Source organism: Mesorhizobium sp. 2RAF45, from assembly GCF_052115225.1.
Taxonomy (GTDB): Bacteria; Pseudomonadota; Alphaproteobacteria; order Rhizobiales; family Rhizobiaceae; genus Mesorhizobium; species Mesorhizobium jarvisii.
This window is the reverse complement of the sequence record NZ_JBFRGG010000010.1, coordinates 155,435-170,555: the sequence shown is the minus strand read 5'-3', so window position 1 is coordinate 170,555 and position 15,121 is coordinate 155,435. Positions and strand designations below refer to the sequence as shown.

Below are 15,121 nucleotides of genomic sequence, written 5' to 3'. Positions count from 1 at the left end.
TCAAAGGGCATTGGTGGTTGCAGGATCGAACCAGCGGATGCGGTCGGGTTTGGGCGCCAGGCGCAGGTGATCGCCGACCTGGACGCTGGCGTTGGAGTCCAGGATGGCGCGGAACAGGCCGCCCTCGACATCGCAGGTGACCAGCGTGTGCGGCCCGAGCGGCTCGATGACGCGCACGGTGGCGTGCAAGCCCTCGCCGCCCGCGTCGACATCCTCGGGACGGATGGCGAATTCGAGCTTCTGCTTGCCTGATCTGGGACCTGGCAGCGTCAGCCCGGCAACGGTCCAACTGCCGTTCGCGGCCTTGGTCGCCGGGATAAAATTCATCGGCGGATTGCCGATGAAGGAACCGACGAAACGCGCGGCCGGATTGCGGTATACCTCGACCGGTGAGGCCGCCTGGACGATGCGGCCCTGATGCATGACGGCGATGCGGTCGGCAAGGCTCATCGCCTCGACCTGGTCGTGGGTGACATAGATGGTGGTGGTCTTCGACGCGGCGAGCACGCCCTTGAGCTCGGCGCGCATTTCCAGCCGCAGCAGCGCGTCTAGGTTCGACAGCGGCTCGTCCATCAGGATGACGTCGGGCTCCATGGCGAGCGCGCGTGCGACCGCGACACGCTGGCGCTGGCCGCCGGACAATTGGCCGGAATAGCGCTTCAGCAACTGCTCGATATGCATGAGCTCGGCGGTGCGGTTGACGCGGCGCTCGACCTCCTGCTGCGGCAATTTCTTCATGCGCAGGCCGAAGGCGATGTTCTCGAACACGGTCAGATGCGGAAAGACGGCATAGCTCTGGAACACCATGGCGATGCCGCGCTCGCGCGGCGGCAGATGGTCGACACGGCGGCCGCCGATCCAGACCTCGCCCTGGCTCGACCTCTCCAGCCCGGCGACGATCCTCAGCAGCGTGGTCTTGCCGCAGCCCGAGGCGCCGAGCAGCACCACGAATTCCTGGTCTGATATTGTGAGGTCGACCTGATGCAGCGCTGTGAAGCCGCCGAAGCGCTTGGCCACGCCCTTGATTGCGATTTCAGCCATGGGCCGTCTCCGTATAACGCGTCATCGGTTGGCGATCCCCCACATGGCGAAAAGGTATTTGCGGACGGCGAAGATGAAGATCAGCGCCGGCACGACCAGCGCCGCGCCGCCGGCGAATTTGAGATAGACCGGCGATTCACCAAGGCTCTGCAAAAGGAAGGCGGTCAGCGTGCGGTTCTCGATGGTCAGCACGGCGGCGGCAAACACCTCGTTCCAGGAGATGGTGAAGGCAAACACCGCCGAGGCGGCGATGCCGGGCAGCGCCAGCGGCAGGATCACCTTGCGGAACGCCTGCCAGCGCGTGCAGCCGAGCGTCCAGGCCGCCTCCTCGAGCTCGACGGGAATGCCGGAAAACAGCGAGAAGGTGATCAGTACGGCGAACGGCAGCGCCAGCGTGGTGTGCACCAGCGCCAGCCCGATGGCGGTGTCGTCGAGGCCAGTGCGGATGAACATCACCGCGAGCGGCAGCGCCAGAAGCGGCAGCGGGAAGGCGCGGGTCATCAGCACCAGGAAGCGGAACGCGCTCTTTCCCGGAAAATCGAAGCGCGACAGCGCATAACCAGCCGGCGCGCCGAAGCCGATGGCCAGGATCATCGTCAGCGTGGCGACGAGCACCGAGTTCCACAGCGCCCGGGCGACGCCGGCGAAATTGATGAAGAACGAGAGGCTGCCGAGATCGAAGGACGGGAAGAAGCGCTTCGGGAAAGCCGTCACCTGGTCGGGCGACGACAGCGCGTTGACGATCAAGAGATAGATCGGCAGCAGCACCCAGACGCAAAGCAGGATGGCGGTGGCGACCAGCAGCCAGTCGCCGGCCTTGCGTGCGTCGGCTGTCGCCGCAACCGGCGATTCGGTGATGGCGTTCATATCCGTGCTTCCTTGGGCACACGCAGCACCCTGAGGAAAAACAGCGTGAAGCCGATCGAGATGGCGAGGATGAGCAGCGCCGAGGCGGCGGCGACATTGCGGTCCTGCAGCGTGAATTGCCAGTTGTAGGTCTCGCCCATCAGCACCGGCAGATTGGTGCCGCCAAGGGCTGCGACGACGGCGAAAACCTCGAAGGCGAGGATGACGCGCAGTATGATCGCCGTCTGCAGGCTGGGGCGCAGCAATGGCAGCGTGATACGCCGGAAACGCTGCCACGGGCTTGCCCCGAACACCTCGGCCGCCTCGTAATATTCCTTGGGGATCAGGCCCATGCCGGCAACAAGGATGACCATCATGATTGCCGTGGCCCGCCAGATCTCGGCCAGCGCCACGGCGATGAAGATGGTCAGCTTGCTCTGGTAGCCGAGGAACATGACCGGCCTGTCGACGACGCCCAGGCTGGAAAGCAGCGTGTTGAGGAAGCCGGACTGATCGAAGATGGCGAGCCAGATCAGGCCGGCGGCGAGATCGGAAATGCCGAGCGGAATTGCAAAGACATAGAGGGCCGCGCTGCGCCCGGTCTCCAGCCGCGACACCACGCTCGCCATCAGCAACGCCATGACCAGCTGGATCGGCACGACGATGGCCGCCAGCAGCAGCGTATTGCGGACGGTGACCGGGAATTTCCAGCTGCCGGCCATGGTGCGGAAATTGTCGAGGGTGAAGGCGCCGTCGCGGCTCACCGCCTCGAAGGCGACCAGCGCGAACGGGTAGAGGAAGAAGATGCACAGGAACAAGGTCGCCGGCATCAGCAGCAGATAGGGCAGAGCCTTGCCGTGCATGGTGGTGTCCTTCGCGTGCTGCGGTCGAGTGCTGCAGTCTGGGCGCCCGGAGTGCAACAAACTCCGGGCGCCCCCTCGGGAGGATTCCTACTTTTGTTTGACCATGATCTTTTCCGAAAACCGGTTTCCACTTTTCGGGATCATGGTCTAATCGACCGGGCAAGCGCCGGCGGATGGCTTGTCGGGCGCCCAGCACGGCGCCTTCGACTGGTCGATGATCGCCTTGAGCGCCGCTGCTTCTTCGCCGAGCACGCCATGGACATCTTCGCCGCCGAGTACGATGCGCTCGAAGCTGTCGGTGTAGACCTGGTTGAACTTGCCGCCGAGGTCCCCGAGCCCCATCGGCAGCAGCGCCGGCAGCGCGTCGGGTGCAGCGGTCATGGTGGCGATCGCCGGGCCGAACGCCTTCACCGAGGCCGGCATGTCGTCGGGCAGCTTGACGTCGACGACCGGAAAGAAATTGGTCGCCTTGAGCGTGGCGATCTGGGTTTCAGGCTTCAGCATATAGGCAACCAGCGCCTTGGCCTTGTCCATGTCCGGCGAGGTCTTCGGAATGGCGACGCCGGCCACGACCGGCATGAAGCCGCGACCGGCAGGCCCGGCCGGCGCCGGGAAGGCGACGAAGTCGTCGGGCTTCTTGTTGAAGGCGTCGGCGAGCCGCGCGACATGGTCGAACGCCACCCAGACTTCGCCCGAGAGCAGCGGCTCCTGCATGAAGGCGTAATTGGTCGAGTTCGGGTTGGTGTACTGCCACAATTCCTTGAACTTGTTCCACGCCGTCTCGGCCTCGGCCGAACGGAATTTCGTGACCATCGAACCGGTGTAGGACGGATAGAGAAAGCCCTCGAAGAAGCGATGCTTCAGCCCCTTGGGGCCGGCCGGAAAGCCGAATTTCGGCGACCCGGTCTTTTCGGCGATATTCTTCGACCATTCGATCAGCTGGTCATAGGTGATGGTGTTGAGATCGGTGCCCGCCGGCAGATATTGCAGCGCCTGCTTGTTGGCGGCCATCAGATAGGTGGCCTGCATCCAGGGCATATATTTCTGTTCGCCGGTGCCGAGCATGCCGAGTTTCTTGTAGGCCTCGTTGACCTTGACCCCGCCGACATCGACAGCCGACAGGTCGACAAGGTTGGCGCCGACGGTGGAGAAATCGCCGTGCAGGCCGCCAAGCAGGCCGATGGTGCCGGAGCCGGCCTGCAATTCCGCCTGCAGGCGGGTGAGCCAGGGACCGTCCTCGGCGACCTGATAGTCGACGGGACCGTCGAAACCCTTCAGCACCTCGTCGCGCATCTTCTGGGTTTCCTCGACCGGCCGCGCCTGCGTCGACCAGAACAGCACCTGCTGGGCTTGCGCGCCGCCCGAAGCGATCGATAACGCCAGCGCGGCGCCGGTCAGTGTCTTCAACGCTTTCATCATGGTCTTCCTCCCTGGATATGCGCCGTCAGGCGGCGTCAGCTTCTTGTCTGCGGTGCGGGTCCATGGCTTGCCCGCGCAACCAGCGTCGGCCGGATCAGCCGCGTCAGCGGCTTGCCGGGTTTTCCGGCGATGACAGTGAGCAGCATGTCGGCGATCTCGCGCGCGCATTGCCGGATCGACGCGTCGAAAGTGGTCAGGCCCGGCGGCGCATAGGCCGACGCCGCAATGTTGTCGAAGCCGATGACGGAGAGCTCGCGCGGCACGCTGAAACCAGCGCGGGCAGCCTCCTCCATCACGGTCAACGCCAGTTCGTCGAACAGAGCGACGATGGCCGTCGGCCTGTCGGGGCCCCGCAACATCCGGTTGACGGCCTCGATGCGCGCCTGCTGGTCGAAGCGCGGCGCCGTGACCACGTCGAGCCGCACCGAGGGGTCGCCCCGCCGGGCGATGGCCGCGGCGAGGCCATCCTGCCTGAGATGGCGAAAGGTCATCGCCTCCGAGATCGTCACCAGGCCGAAGTGGCGATGGCCGAGCTCATAGAGCATGTCGAAGGCTTCGCCGAAGGCGTGCGCGCCATCCGTGTCGAGCCAGTTGTAGTCAAAGTCGCTGTCGAGCAGCCGGCCGTGCGCGACGAACGGAAAGCCACGCTCGCGCAGATAGGCAAGGCGCTCGTCGGTCTCGGCGATGCGGGTCACGACGACGCCATCGGCGCGCCCGGATTCAACGACGTGGCGCAGCACCGACAGCTCGGAATGGCCAAGCGCTGCCGTGGCCAGGATCAGGTCGGCGCCGTGCGACACCAGCCCTTCGCCGAGCCCGGTGACGAATTCGCCGAGGAATGAATCGACGAGATTGGGGCCGCGTATCGGCAGGACGAGGCCGACGAAGCCGCTGCGGCCCGAGACAAGCGTGCGCGCTGCGGTGTTGGGCACATAGCCGGCCTGGCGCGCCGCCTGCGCGACGCGCTCACGCGTCTTCAGCGCAATCTGCTCATGGCCGGCAAGCGCCCGCGAAACCGTCGTGATCGACAGGTCGAGGCTTGCCGCAAGCTCCTTCAGCGTGATGACGCGGGTGGTCATCGATCCTCCCTCAGGCGAGTTTGAAACGTTTGTAATTGCCTTTTGCAAAAATGCAAACGTTTTAAAATTCGGTCAGGAATGGCCGTTTTGTCCAAAGTGGGGAGCGCAAGCGAATGCAGCGCGCCTGCGTCATTCCGCAGGCCGCCTGCCCGAGGCTCCCTTAAATTCGAAGAGAAAAAGCTACTGCAAGATCCTTGCGGCGGACGGCATGGAATGGTCATGCGCGATGCCGGCATCGGCGTCGCCCACGCCGAGCGCACGGTCGAGACCCGTCGCCACCACCGAGACCCTGAAGCGGCCTTCCATGCTCTTGTCGAAGATAGCGCCGACGATGATGTCGGCATCCTCGTAGACCTCCTCGCGGATGCGGGTGGCGGCCTCGTCGACCTCGAACAGGGTCATGTCGCGGCCGCCCGATATCGAGACCAGCACGCCCTTGGCGCCCTTCATCGACACTTCGTCGAGCAGCGGGTTGGCGATCGCGGCTTCAGCCGCTTTCATCGCCCGGCTTTCGCCCGACGCCTCGCCGGTTCCCATCATGGCGCGGCCCATGCCGCGCATGACCGATTTGACGTCGGCAAAATCGAGATTGATTAGACCTTCCTTGACGATGAGATCGGTGATGCAGCTGACGCCGGAATAAAGCACCCGGTCGGCGATGACGAACGCGTCGGCGAAGGTGGTCTTGGCATCGGCGATGCGGAACAGGTTCTGGTTCGGGATGACGATCACCGTGTCGGCGGCTTCGCGCAGCCGCTCGATGCCCTCCTCGGCCATCTGCATGCGGCGCCGGCCCTCGAAGGTGAAGGGCTTGGTAACGACACCCACCGTCAGTATGCCGGCCTTGCGTGCCGCCTGGGCAATGACCGGGGCAGCGCCGGTTCCGGTGCCGCCGCCCATGCCGGCGGTGACGAAGCACATATGCGTGCCGGCCAGATGATCCATGATCTCGTCGAGCGATTCCTCGGCGGCGGCACGGCCGATCTCAGGCAGCGATCCGGCACCAAGGCCTTCGGTGACGTGCGCGCCAAGCTGGATCAGCCGCGTCGCCTTCGACATGGTCAGCGCCTGGGCATCGGTGTTGGCGGCAATGAATTCGGTTCCCTGAAGCTGCTCCGCGATCATGTTGTTGATGGCGTTGCCGCCGCCGCCGCCGACACCGATAACGGTGATCTTGGGCCTCATCTCGGAGATTTCCGGCTTCTTGAACTCGGCCATGCCTGCTTCTCCTTCGCCAATTGCGCGCGCTTCACGACCCACGAGCAGACTGTCTGCAAGACATTGCAATCGAGCGGCATGACGCGAATCAGTCCGTTCGGATGGGTGCCCCAAAAAGCCAGAGAGCGGCCGGACGTGCAAGTGCGCGCAAGGTCAAGATTTGTGATCGCGATATTGCAAACCGCTACGCGGCTACCGCGTGCGCCGGAATCGTGCCGCGCGACCTGCCCTTGGCCGCATTGCTAACGGCTTGCCGCGTAACGATTGAGGCGTCTATCATGCGCCGATATATCGCTGACTTCGGCGCCCGCCGTGCTCGGCCCAATCAGGATCACCTGCGGCTGCCGTCGTCAGGCCAGATTTCAGAACGAATGAAGTAGCGCCCCCGCCAATGGCCGACAGAACACAATTCGGGTTGAGCGCCATCGACAGCGTACCCCTGCATGAGAAGGTCTATCTGGAGCTTGTGCGGGCGCTGATGTCCGGCCAGTTCACGCCGGGCCAGAAGCTGACATCACGCAGGCTCGCCAAGGAACTCGGCACCAGCGACATGCCGGTGCGCAGCGCTTTCATGCGGCTGCAGGCATTGCGGGCGCTGAGCCCGATGCCGAACGGCAGTGTCGAGGTGCCGGTCATTTCGGCCGAACGGTTCTCGCAATTGACCGCCGTGCGCACGATCCTCGAAGGCTCGGCGACCGAACTCGCGACAAAACGCATCAACGGCAACAATCTGCGGGCGATCCGGCGCCACAGCAGCGAATTGACCCTGGCGGCGCGCGAGGGCGATATCGACGATTATCTCAGGAAGAATTACGCCTTCAAATTCTCGATCTATCGCCATTGCGGCAACGAGCAGATGATCTTCCTGATCGAGACCGTCTGGATGCAGGTCGGCCCCTTCCTCAGGAACCTCGCCATGGGCTTCGAGGACGATCTCGCCTCAATCCTCGACATCGACTATCACGAGGAAGTCGTCGCCGCGATCGAGGCGCAGGACGCGGCACGCGCTCGCGCGGCCATCGTTCGCGACATCGAAGAAGGCGCGGCGCACATCCTGCGCCAGGCCAGATTTCCGGGCGCCGGGCGCTAGGATCGCCGGGTGATAGTCGCTCGACCCAAAGGCCGATCAGGCCTGCCCGGCGGCAAAGCCGGCATGCCGAATACCCCTTGGCTTTCCGCCTCCTAGCCTCTATGTTGCGATCGCAGATCGCGCAATTGGTTTTGAAATGCCTCCCGACATCCCAGCTAGTGACTTGAAAAAATAAGGAAAAATATCCGGCAGTGGCTGGATAGGCTTTCCGAAAACTCACAAGCATTTTACCAGGGATAGCGCAGCCGGCAGGGCTTGGGCACCTTCGAAAACCAGAGGTTTTAAAATTGAGCGATGCAATTGCGGACGTTCTGAGCTGGCTTGAAAGCAGAAGCGACATACAGAGCCTGAGGGCGGCGGTGTGCGACCTCAACGGCGTCATGCGAGGAAAACGCATCCCCGTGGAGCAGGCCCGCAAGGCGCTGGAAGGCAAGCTGCGCATGCCCTATTCGCTGATCGGGCTCGACATCTGGGGCGAGGACATCGAAGGCAACAGTCTGGTTTTCTCGACCGGCGATGCCGATGGCCTCTGCCAATGGACGGGACGCGGCATTCTGCCGGTGGACTGGACGGCGCATCCGACGGCACTTGTCCCGCTCTGGCTCGCCGATGAAAGCGGCGCGCCCTATCTCGGCGATCCCCGGCGGGCGCTGGCCCGCATCCTCGACCGCTACAAGGCGCTCGGCCTGACCCCGGTCGCGGCAACCGAACTCGAATTCTATCTGGTCGATCCGCAATCGCAGCGGCCGGTCGGGCCGGTGTCACCGGTCACCGGGCGGCGTCTCGATTCCGACGCAGCGCTGTCGATCGATGAGATCGACGATTTCGAAGCCTTTATTCATGACGTCTACGAAGCCTGCCGGGCGCAAGGCATTCCGGTCGACACGGCCATTGCCGAAAATGGCGTCGGCCAGTTCGAGATCAATCTGAACCATGTCGCCGACGCGCTGCGGGCGGCCGACGACGCGGTGCTGTTCAAGCGCACGGTGAAGGGCATTGCCCGCAAGCACGGCTTTGCCGCCTGCTTCATGGCCAAGCCCTATGGCGACCGCGCCGGCAACGGCTTTCACGTCCATTTCAGCCTGGTGGACGCCGAAGGGCGCAATGTGTTCGACGACGGCACCGATCAGGGCTCGGAAACGATGCGCCACGCGGTCGGCGGGCTGCTGGCGGCGATGGCCGAGAGCACGCTGGTGTTCGCGCCGCACTTCAATTCCTACCGCAGGCTCCGCCCCCGCTCCTACGCGCCGACCGCGGTCGCCTGGGGTTACGAGAACCGCATGGTCGCGATCCGCATTCCCGGCGGCCCGACCGGGGCGCGCCGCATCGAGCATCGCGTGTCGGGCGCGGATGCCAATCCCTATCTGGTGCTTGCCGCCATATTGGGCGCGGCCCTGATCGGCATCGAAAGGCAGATGTCGCCGGGCGAGCCGACCGGGAGCGACGGCCAAGGCGCGGCACCAGCCAAACTGCCGCCGGACTGGGCCTCGGCGATCGCCACCTTCGAAAGCGGGACACATGTGGCGGAGATTTTCCCGGCGATCCTGCGCGACTCCTTCGTCGCCTGCAAACGCCAGGAGTTGAATACGTTTGCTCTCAACGTCAGCGATTTCGAGATCGAGACCTATCTCGAAAGCGTCTGAGACCTTACGAGGACCGCTCGGCCTTCAGCACCGAGACCGCCGCTTCGCTGTTGTGGACATAGTCGTTGGCGTCGGGCTGCTTCTGCAGCAAAAGGATGAACAGCAGATCGGTCAGCGTCAGCTGCGCATCGCGCGCGGTGATGGAGGAGGAGCGCGCGCGCTCCTCGTCGGCGATGGTGTAGAGGCGGATGTCGGCGACCCGGCTCAGCGGATTGTCGTGCAGGCCGGTGACGGCGATCACCGTCGTCCCGCGCTTGGCGGCGAGTTCGGCGATGCGCAAGGTTTCGATGCTGGCGCCGGAATAGGAGAGCGCGAACAAAACGTCGCCAGGCCCGAGCGTCGCGGCATTGGCCATCTGGATGTGGCTGTCGCTGTCATGCAGCACGTTGCGGCCGAGCTTCATCAGCTTGTAGGAGAAATCGCGCGCCACCAGCGACGAGGCGCCGACGCCGACCAGATGAATGCGGCGCGCGCCATCCAGCAGTTCCAGCGTCCGGGAAATGATGCGCTCGCTGTTGGCGGCGACGGTCTGCTGCATCGACAGAAGTTTGCTGCCGATCAGTTTCTTGAGGATGACCGGATAGGTGTCGCCGACCTCGATCGAGCCATGGATGACGCCGGCCGGCACCTGCCAGTCCTGCGCCTTGGCCTCGCTGACGGCGAGCTTGAGCTCCTGGTAGCTGGCATAGCCGAGCTTCTGGCTGAACTTGACGACGCTCGACTGACTGCGCCCGATCTCGGCGGCAAGCGCTGCCGTCGACAGGCGCAGCATCTGGTCGGGATTGTCGACGATGTACTGGCCGATCTCGCGATCGCCTGGCGCCATGCCGTCGAGCTTCGCATTGATCTTCTTGAGAACGGACATGGACCCTCTGCAGCGCTTCGGTGCTCGGAGGAATAAAATATTCCAATTTCGATTGACAGCCAAGAACGCAGAATTAATTCTCGAACCGGCCAGGTTCGGGAATCGAATGGCTCTTCCGGAGCGACCGGACCGCCGCCCGGCTTTCGCCATACGAGGGTTCAGCCATGGACAGATTGCGGATCGTCGGCGGACGAAGACTGGAAGGCGCGGTCACCATTTCCGGCGCCAAGAACGCTGCCTTGCCGCAGATCGCGGCCGCCCTGCTCAGCCCCTACCCGCTCGAACTGACCAATTTGCCTGATGTGACCGATGTCGAGAACATGCTGGGCGTTGTGCGGCTTCACGGCGCCGACGTGACGCGATCGGCCCATGCCGCGACGATCGACACCAATGCCGCCGTTTCGAAGGAAACGTCCTATGACACGGTGCGCAAAATGCGCGCGACGGTGCTCGTTCTGGCGCCGCTGCTCGCCCGGTTCGGCCACGCCCGGGTTTCGCTGCCGGGCGGCTGCGCCATCGGTGCGCGGCCGGTGGACATGCATGTCGCCGCACTCGCGGCACTCGGCGCCAAGATCGCCGTCGAGAACGGCCTGATCGTCGCCTCGGCGCCGAACGGGCTGACCGGAACGCGCATCGTGCTCAGCTCGCCGTCCGTCGGGGCAACGGAAACCGCCATGATGGCGGCAACCACCGCCAAGGGCGAAACCGAGATCCTCAACGCGGCGCGCGAACCCGAGGTGGCCGATCTCGCCGCTTGCCTCAACGCCATGGGCGCACGCATCGAAGGCGCCGGCACGCACCGCATCCTGATCGCCGGCGACACCGGTTGGCACGCGGCCCGGCACGATATCATTCCGGACCGCATCGAGGCCGGCACCTATGCGATCGCCGCGGCGATCACCGGCGGCCAGCTTGAGCTCACACACGCCCGGCTCGAGCACATGGCCTCGGTGGTGCAATTGCTGGAAGCCACCGGCGTCAGCGTCTGGCCCGGCGATCGCGGGCTCATCGTGTCGCGCGAGCGGTCGCTCAAGGCCACCGATCTCACGACGGAACCCTATCCGGGCTTTCCGACCGACCTGCAGGCGCAGTTCATGGCGCTGATGTGCTGCGCCGAGGGTGCGTCGCTGCTGCGTGAAACCATCTTCGAGAACCGCTTCATGCATGTGCCCGAACTGATGCGGCTCGGCGCCAACATCAAGTTGCAAGGCACAATGGCTTTGGTGCGCGGCGGCGAGAAGCTGCATGGCGCGCAGGTGATGGCCACCGACCTGCGCGCTTCGGTGTCGCTGGTGCTGGCGGCATTGGTGAGCGAAGGCGAGACGATCATCAATCGCGTCTATCATCTCGACCGTGGCTATGAGCAACTCGACCGCAAGCTCCGCCTTTGCGGCGCCGACATCGAGCGGCTGAGCGCATGAGCGGCGCTGACTATCTTCTCGGCGTCGATGGCGGCGGCACCGGCTGCCGGGCTCGTATCGAAGACGCGGACGGCAACGTGCTGGGACAGGGCTTGTCCGGCCCGGCGACGACGCGGCTTGGCATTGACGCGGCCTGGGCCTCGATTGCCAAAGCGTTTGGCGCGGCGATCGAGGAGGCTGGCTTTGGACCGACCGAAATCGCTCGGACCCACGCCGGCATCGGGCTTGCCGGCATTGGCCGCAAGGGCGCGCTGGAGGCGTTGCGGGCGATCGCGCATCCCTTCGCCAGCATCGATTTCGTCAGCGACGGCGTCGGCGCCTGCCTGGGCGCGCACTCCGGTCAGGACGGCGCCATCGTCATTGCCGGCACCGGTTCGATCGGCCTCGGCTTTGTCGAGGGGCGTGACCTGCGCGTCGGCGGTTACGGCTTTCCGATCTCCGACGAAGGCAGCGGCGCCCATCTTGGGCTGAAAGCCGTGCAAATGGCGTTGCGCGGTCATGACGGCCGGCACGAGCGGACGGCGCTGCTGGCGGAGGTGATGCAACGTTTCGAGGGTGACCCGATGGCGGCGGTCGCCTGGATGGATCGCGCCAGCGCCACGGATTACGCCGCTCTGGCGCCGATGGTCATGCGCCATGCCGACCAGGGCGATCCAGCCGGGCGGCGCATCGTGCAAAATGCCGCCGAGCAGATCGACACGCTGGTGCGGGTGCTGTTCGAAAAAGGCGCGCCTCGCGTGACCTTGCTGGGTGGCCTCGCCAGCCCGCTCGAACCGTGGCTTTCGCCCGATGTAAGGCGCCGCCTGAAGCCCGCCGACGGCGACGCCGTATCCGGCGCGATCATCCTTGCCAAGAGATCGCCCCGCTTATTGTAGGCTTAGCAAAGAGATAGGAATAAAATATTCCAATCTCCTGTTGACGATACGAATATAAAATTCTAGAAAGTTAACAAAGAAAGACTGTGATGACGGATCAGACGTCCGTGTGCCCTGGCGCCCGTTGAGCCATGCCGGACGCCGGCAGCAGAATTTTTGAAAGCGCTGGAATGACCGAGCAAGGTTTGATGTCTGAGCTGGACCTGCTGGTTTCCGAAGGCCGCAACCCGCGGACAATGGATATCGACCTGCTGCCGACCATCGACGTGCTGCGCAAGATCAATGATGAGGACAGGCTTGTCCCGGCTGCTGTTGAAAAGGTGCTGCCGGAAATCGCCGCGGCCGTCGACCGGATCGTTCTTGCCTTCCAGAAGGGCGCACGACTGATCTATATCGGCGCCGGCACCAGTGGCCGGCTCGGCGTTCTCGACGCTTCGGAATGTCCGCCCACTTTCGGCGTGCCCGAGGGCATGGTGATCGGCCTGATCGCCGGCGGTCCGGACGCCTTGGTGCGGTCGACGGAAGGCGCCGAGGATGATCCGAAAATGGGCGCGAAGGTGCTGCAGGAGATCGGACTAGTACGGAACGACGTGGTGGTCGGCATCGCGGTCAGCGGGCGCACGCCTTACGTTATCGGCGGACTGAACTATGCCAAGCAGGTCGGCGCAACCACGGTTGCCCTGTCGTGCAATCCGGCATCGACCATTGCCGGCATCGCCGACATCGCCATCTCGCCGGTCGTCGGCCCGGAAGTGCTCACCGGATCGACGCGGCTGAAGTCGGGAACCGCGCAGAAGCTGGTGCTCAACATGCTGACCACCGCCTCGATGATCCGCATCGGCAAGAGCTATGAAAATCTGATGGTGGACCTCAACCCGTCCAACAAGAAGCTGGTGGCGCGGGCAACCAGGATCGTCATGCAGACCGCCGGGTGTTCGGCGCAGCAGGCCAAACAAGCACTCCATCTGACAAACAATGACGTGAAGCTGGCGATACTGGTGACGATCACCGGCCTTGATGTCGAGGCGGCGCGAACTGCCCTCGGCAAGGCCGGAGGCTTCCTGCGAAAGGCAATCGGCGATGGGACGGCATGAAGCCGCCCGGGACAAGACGACAACAAGCCGCTTTAGACAAGACGGCGTGAAGCCGCATAGACTGGGCCGATACTCCGAAGCATGTGTGTCTTGGAAGCGGTCGGCGGAAACTGCAAGGCATCAAGTCAAATCATAATGGGAGACGGAAATGACAAGGCATCTCACAAGAACATTGCTGTCGGGCATCACGGTTGCCGCGATGCTCGGCATGGCTGTGGTTTCGACGCAGGCCGCGACGCTGCACATGGCGTGGTCGCAGGACGCCACCGGGCTTGATCCGCACAAGCAAACGGCCTTCTCGTCGCTGCGGCTCCTGGAACTGATCTATGAGCCGCTGGTGCGCGTCGATGCCAGCCTGCAGATCATTCCGGCAATCGCCACTTCCTGGGAATTCTCGAAGGACGGCAAGGAACTGACCTTCAAGCTCGATCCCAAGGCGAAATTTCAGGACGGCAAGGCCGTCACCTCCGCTGACGTCAAAGCCTCGTTCGAGCGCATCCTCGACGAGAAGACGGGCGCGGCCGCCCGCGCCAATTTCCTGTCGATCGCCAGCATCGACACACCTGATGCGGCCACCGTCGTATTCCATCTGTCGCAGCCCGACGTGCCGATCCTGACGGCGATGAGCGACGTCAACGCGGCCATCGTTCCCGCAGCCGAGATAAAGGCCGGCTCGATCGGCACCAAGGCGGTCGGCTCGGGCCCGTTCAAGCTCGACAAATGGGACCCCAACGCCAAGGAAGTCTTGAGCGCCAACAAGGATTGGGCGGGGGGTGCTACCGGTGTCGACGGCATCGAGATCAGCGTGCTGCCCGACGAAGCGGCGATCCTGGCCGCCATGCGCACCAAGCAGATCGATTTCGCCCTGCTCAACGACCCGCTGGTCGCGACGCTGGTGCCGAAGGAGGCCAGCCTGCAGCTGAATCGCGTACCGGTGCTTGCCTATCACGTGCTGCAGCTCAACCCGTCGCGCAAGCCGATGACCGAGCTCAAGGTGCGCCAGGCGATCTCCTGCGCCATCGACCGGCAAGAGGTGCTGGACACCGCATCGCTCGGCGAAGGCAAGGTCACCGGACCGCTGACCATCCCGGCGCTCGCCACCGATCCGACCCAGCTGTTCTGCTACAAGCGCGATGTCGAAAAGGCCAAGAAGCTGATGGCCGAGGCCGGCTTTGCCGACGGCTTTTCGGCAACAGTGATCGGCGCCACCGGCGAGCCGCCGACGGCGGCTGCGGAGGCCCAGGTCATCCAGTCACAGCTCGCCGAAATCGGCGTCAAGCTCGACATCAAGATGATGGAGCTCAACGTCTATGTCGACGCCTGGCTGAAGGGCGATTTCGACATGGCGATCGCGCTCAACGGCGGCCGCGCCGACCCCTACACCATGTACAACCGCTACTGGACCAAGGCCGGCAATCTGCAGAAGGTAGCCAACTACATCGACGACACGCTGGACAGCCAGCTGCAGCAGGGGCGCGCCGAGACCGACCCGGCCAAACGCAAGGCGATCTTCGCTGCATTCGAGAAGCACCTCGCCGAGATGTCGCCGTGGATCTGGCTCTACACCTCCTATAGCTACACGGCCCAGCAGAAGAACATCGCCGGCTTCGTGCCGACGCCGACGGGCACTCTGTTCAGCCTGAGCAAGGTTACCATCCAGCAGTAGC

The 15,121-nt window shown here is 64.1% G+C and carries 13 protein-coding genes; 6 read left to right on the top strand and 7 right to left on the bottom strand.

All coding sequences use genetic code 11. The features are described 5' to 3' along the window. From AB4Z43_RS23730 to ftsZ, 6 genes are all read right to left on the bottom strand, one after another. Entirely contained in the window at nucleotides 1-1,041 is a 1,041-nt protein-coding gene (locus AB4Z43_RS23730; protein WP_069091610.1) for an ABC transporter ATP-binding protein, read from the bottom strand. Nucleotides 1,042-1,062: 21 nt separating this feature from the next. Then, nucleotides 1,063-1,899, bottom strand: a complete 837-nt coding sequence (locus AB4Z43_RS23725) for a carbohydrate ABC transporter permease (RefSeq protein WP_441939092.1) — start codon at nucleotides 1,897-1,899, stop codon at nucleotides 1,063-1,065. Between the two features lie 5 nt (nucleotides 1,900-1,904). Next, nucleotides 1,905-2,750 carry a carbohydrate ABC transporter permease gene (locus AB4Z43_RS23720; protein ID WP_019856811.1) on the bottom strand — a complete coding sequence of 282 codons (846 nt, stop codon included), beginning with the start codon at nucleotides 2,748-2,750 and terminating at the stop codon, nucleotides 1,905-1,907. A gap of 147 nt (nucleotides 2,751-2,897) precedes the next feature. Next, nucleotides 2,898-4,169, bottom strand: coding sequence for an ABC transporter substrate-binding protein (locus AB4Z43_RS23715; RefSeq protein WP_441939077.1), 1,272 nt, complete (start codon nucleotides 4,167-4,169; stop codon nucleotides 2,898-2,900). Between the two features lie 35 nt (nucleotides 4,170-4,204). Next, nucleotides 4,205-5,248: a substrate-binding domain-containing protein gene (locus AB4Z43_RS23710; RefSeq protein WP_441939076.1), complete on the bottom strand. Its 1,044-nt coding sequence runs from the start codon at nucleotides 5,246-5,248 to the stop codon at nucleotides 4,205-4,207. Nucleotides 5,249-5,428: 180 nt separating this feature from the next. After that, nucleotides 5,429-6,466, bottom strand: coding sequence for a cell division protein FtsZ (gene ftsZ / locus AB4Z43_RS23705; RefSeq protein ID WP_019856808.1), 1,038 nt, complete (start codon nucleotides 6,464-6,466; stop codon nucleotides 5,429-5,431). A 391-nt stretch (nucleotides 6,467-6,857) separates the two neighbouring features. Between ftsZ and AB4Z43_RS23700 the strand changes: the two genes are divergently transcribed. Then, nucleotides 6,858-7,556, top strand: a complete 699-nt coding sequence (locus AB4Z43_RS23700) for a GntR family transcriptional regulator (protein ID WP_064983261.1) — start codon at nucleotides 6,858-6,860, stop codon at nucleotides 7,554-7,556. Between the two features lie 287 nt (nucleotides 7,557-7,843). Next, complete coding sequence (locus AB4Z43_RS23695) at nucleotides 7,844-9,199, top strand: glutamine synthetase family protein (RefSeq protein WP_064983262.1); 1,356 nt, start codon at nucleotides 7,844-7,846, stop codon at nucleotides 9,197-9,199. Between the two features lie 4 nt (nucleotides 9,200-9,203). Here AB4Z43_RS23695 and AB4Z43_RS23690 read toward each other — a convergent pair whose 3' ends face one another. Beyond that, nucleotides 9,204-10,064 carry a MurR/RpiR family transcriptional regulator gene (locus AB4Z43_RS23690; protein ID WP_038645222.1) on the bottom strand — a complete coding sequence of 287 codons (861 nt, stop codon included), beginning with the start codon at nucleotides 10,062-10,064 and terminating at the stop codon, nucleotides 9,204-9,206. A gap of 164 nt (nucleotides 10,065-10,228) precedes the next feature. On the opposite strand from AB4Z43_RS23690, the gene murA reads away from it, so the two are divergent. The 4 genes from murA (at nucleotide 10,229) to AB4Z43_RS23670 (ending at nucleotide 15,120) form a co-directional block, all read left to right on the top strand. Then, entirely contained in the window at nucleotides 10,229-11,485 is a 1,257-nt protein-coding gene (gene murA / locus AB4Z43_RS23685; protein WP_441939075.1) for a UDP-N-acetylglucosamine 1-carboxyvinyltransferase, read from the top strand. Continuing rightward, complete coding sequence (locus tag AB4Z43_RS23680; protein ID WP_202360473.1) at nucleotides 11,482-12,360, top strand: N-acetylglucosamine kinase; 879 nt, start codon at nucleotides 11,482-11,484, stop codon at nucleotides 12,358-12,360. Before murA ends, AB4Z43_RS23680 begins: the two co-directional genes overlap by 4 nt. Before the next feature lie 170 nt (nucleotides 12,361-12,530). Beyond that, nucleotides 12,531-13,454 (top strand): N-acetylmuramic acid 6-phosphate etherase, encoded by a 924-nt coding sequence (murQ, locus tag AB4Z43_RS23675; RefSeq protein WP_038645216.1) that lies wholly within the window; start codon nucleotides 12,531-12,533, stop codon nucleotides 13,452-13,454. A 148-nt stretch (nucleotides 13,455-13,602) separates the two neighbouring features. Continuing rightward, nucleotides 13,603-15,120, top strand: coding sequence for an ABC transporter substrate-binding protein (locus AB4Z43_RS23670; RefSeq protein ID WP_441939074.1), 1,518 nt, complete (start codon nucleotides 13,603-13,605; stop codon nucleotides 15,118-15,120). Nucleotide 15,121 lies beyond the last annotated feature (1 nt).

Bases quoted from the DNA above. Each gene is read 5' to 3' on its own strand.
- AB4Z43_RS23730 (WP_069091610.1), bottom strand. From the start codon at position 1,041: ATGGCTGAAATCGCAATCAAGGGCGTGGCCAAGCGCTTCGGCGGCTTC.
- AB4Z43_RS23720 (WP_019856811.1), bottom strand. From the start codon at position 2,750: ATGCACGGCAAGGCTCTGCCCTATCTGCTGCTGATGCCGGCGACCTTG.
- AB4Z43_RS23715 (WP_441939077.1), bottom strand. From the start codon at position 4,169: ATGATGAAAGCGTTGAAGACACTGACCGGCGCCGCGCTGGCGTTATCG.
- AB4Z43_RS23710 (WP_441939076.1), bottom strand. From the start codon at position 5,248: ATGACCACCCGCGTCATCACGCTGAAGGAGCTTGCGGCAAGCCTCGAC.
- ftsZ (WP_019856808.1), bottom strand. From the start codon at position 6,466: ATGGCCGAGTTCAAGAAGCCGGAAATCTCCGAGATGAGGCCCAAGATC.
- AB4Z43_RS23700 (WP_064983261.1), top strand. From the start codon at position 6,858: ATGGCCGACAGAACACAATTCGGGTTGAGCGCCATCGACAGCGTACCC.
- AB4Z43_RS23690 (WP_038645222.1), bottom strand. From the start codon at position 10,064: ATGTCCGTTCTCAAGAAGATCAATGCGAAGCTCGACGGCATGGCGCCA.
- murA (WP_441939075.1), top strand. From the start codon at position 10,229: ATGGACAGATTGCGGATCGTCGGCGGACGAAGACTGGAAGGCGCGGTC.
- AB4Z43_RS23680 (WP_202360473.1), top strand. From the start codon at position 11,482: ATGAGCGGCGCTGACTATCTTCTCGGCGTCGATGGCGGCGGCACCGGC.
- murQ (WP_038645216.1), top strand. From the start codon at position 12,531: ATGACCGAGCAAGGTTTGATGTCTGAGCTGGACCTGCTGGTTTCCGAA.
- AB4Z43_RS23670 (WP_441939074.1), top strand. From the start codon at position 13,603: ATGACAAGGCATCTCACAAGAACATTGCTGTCGGGCATCACGGTTGCC.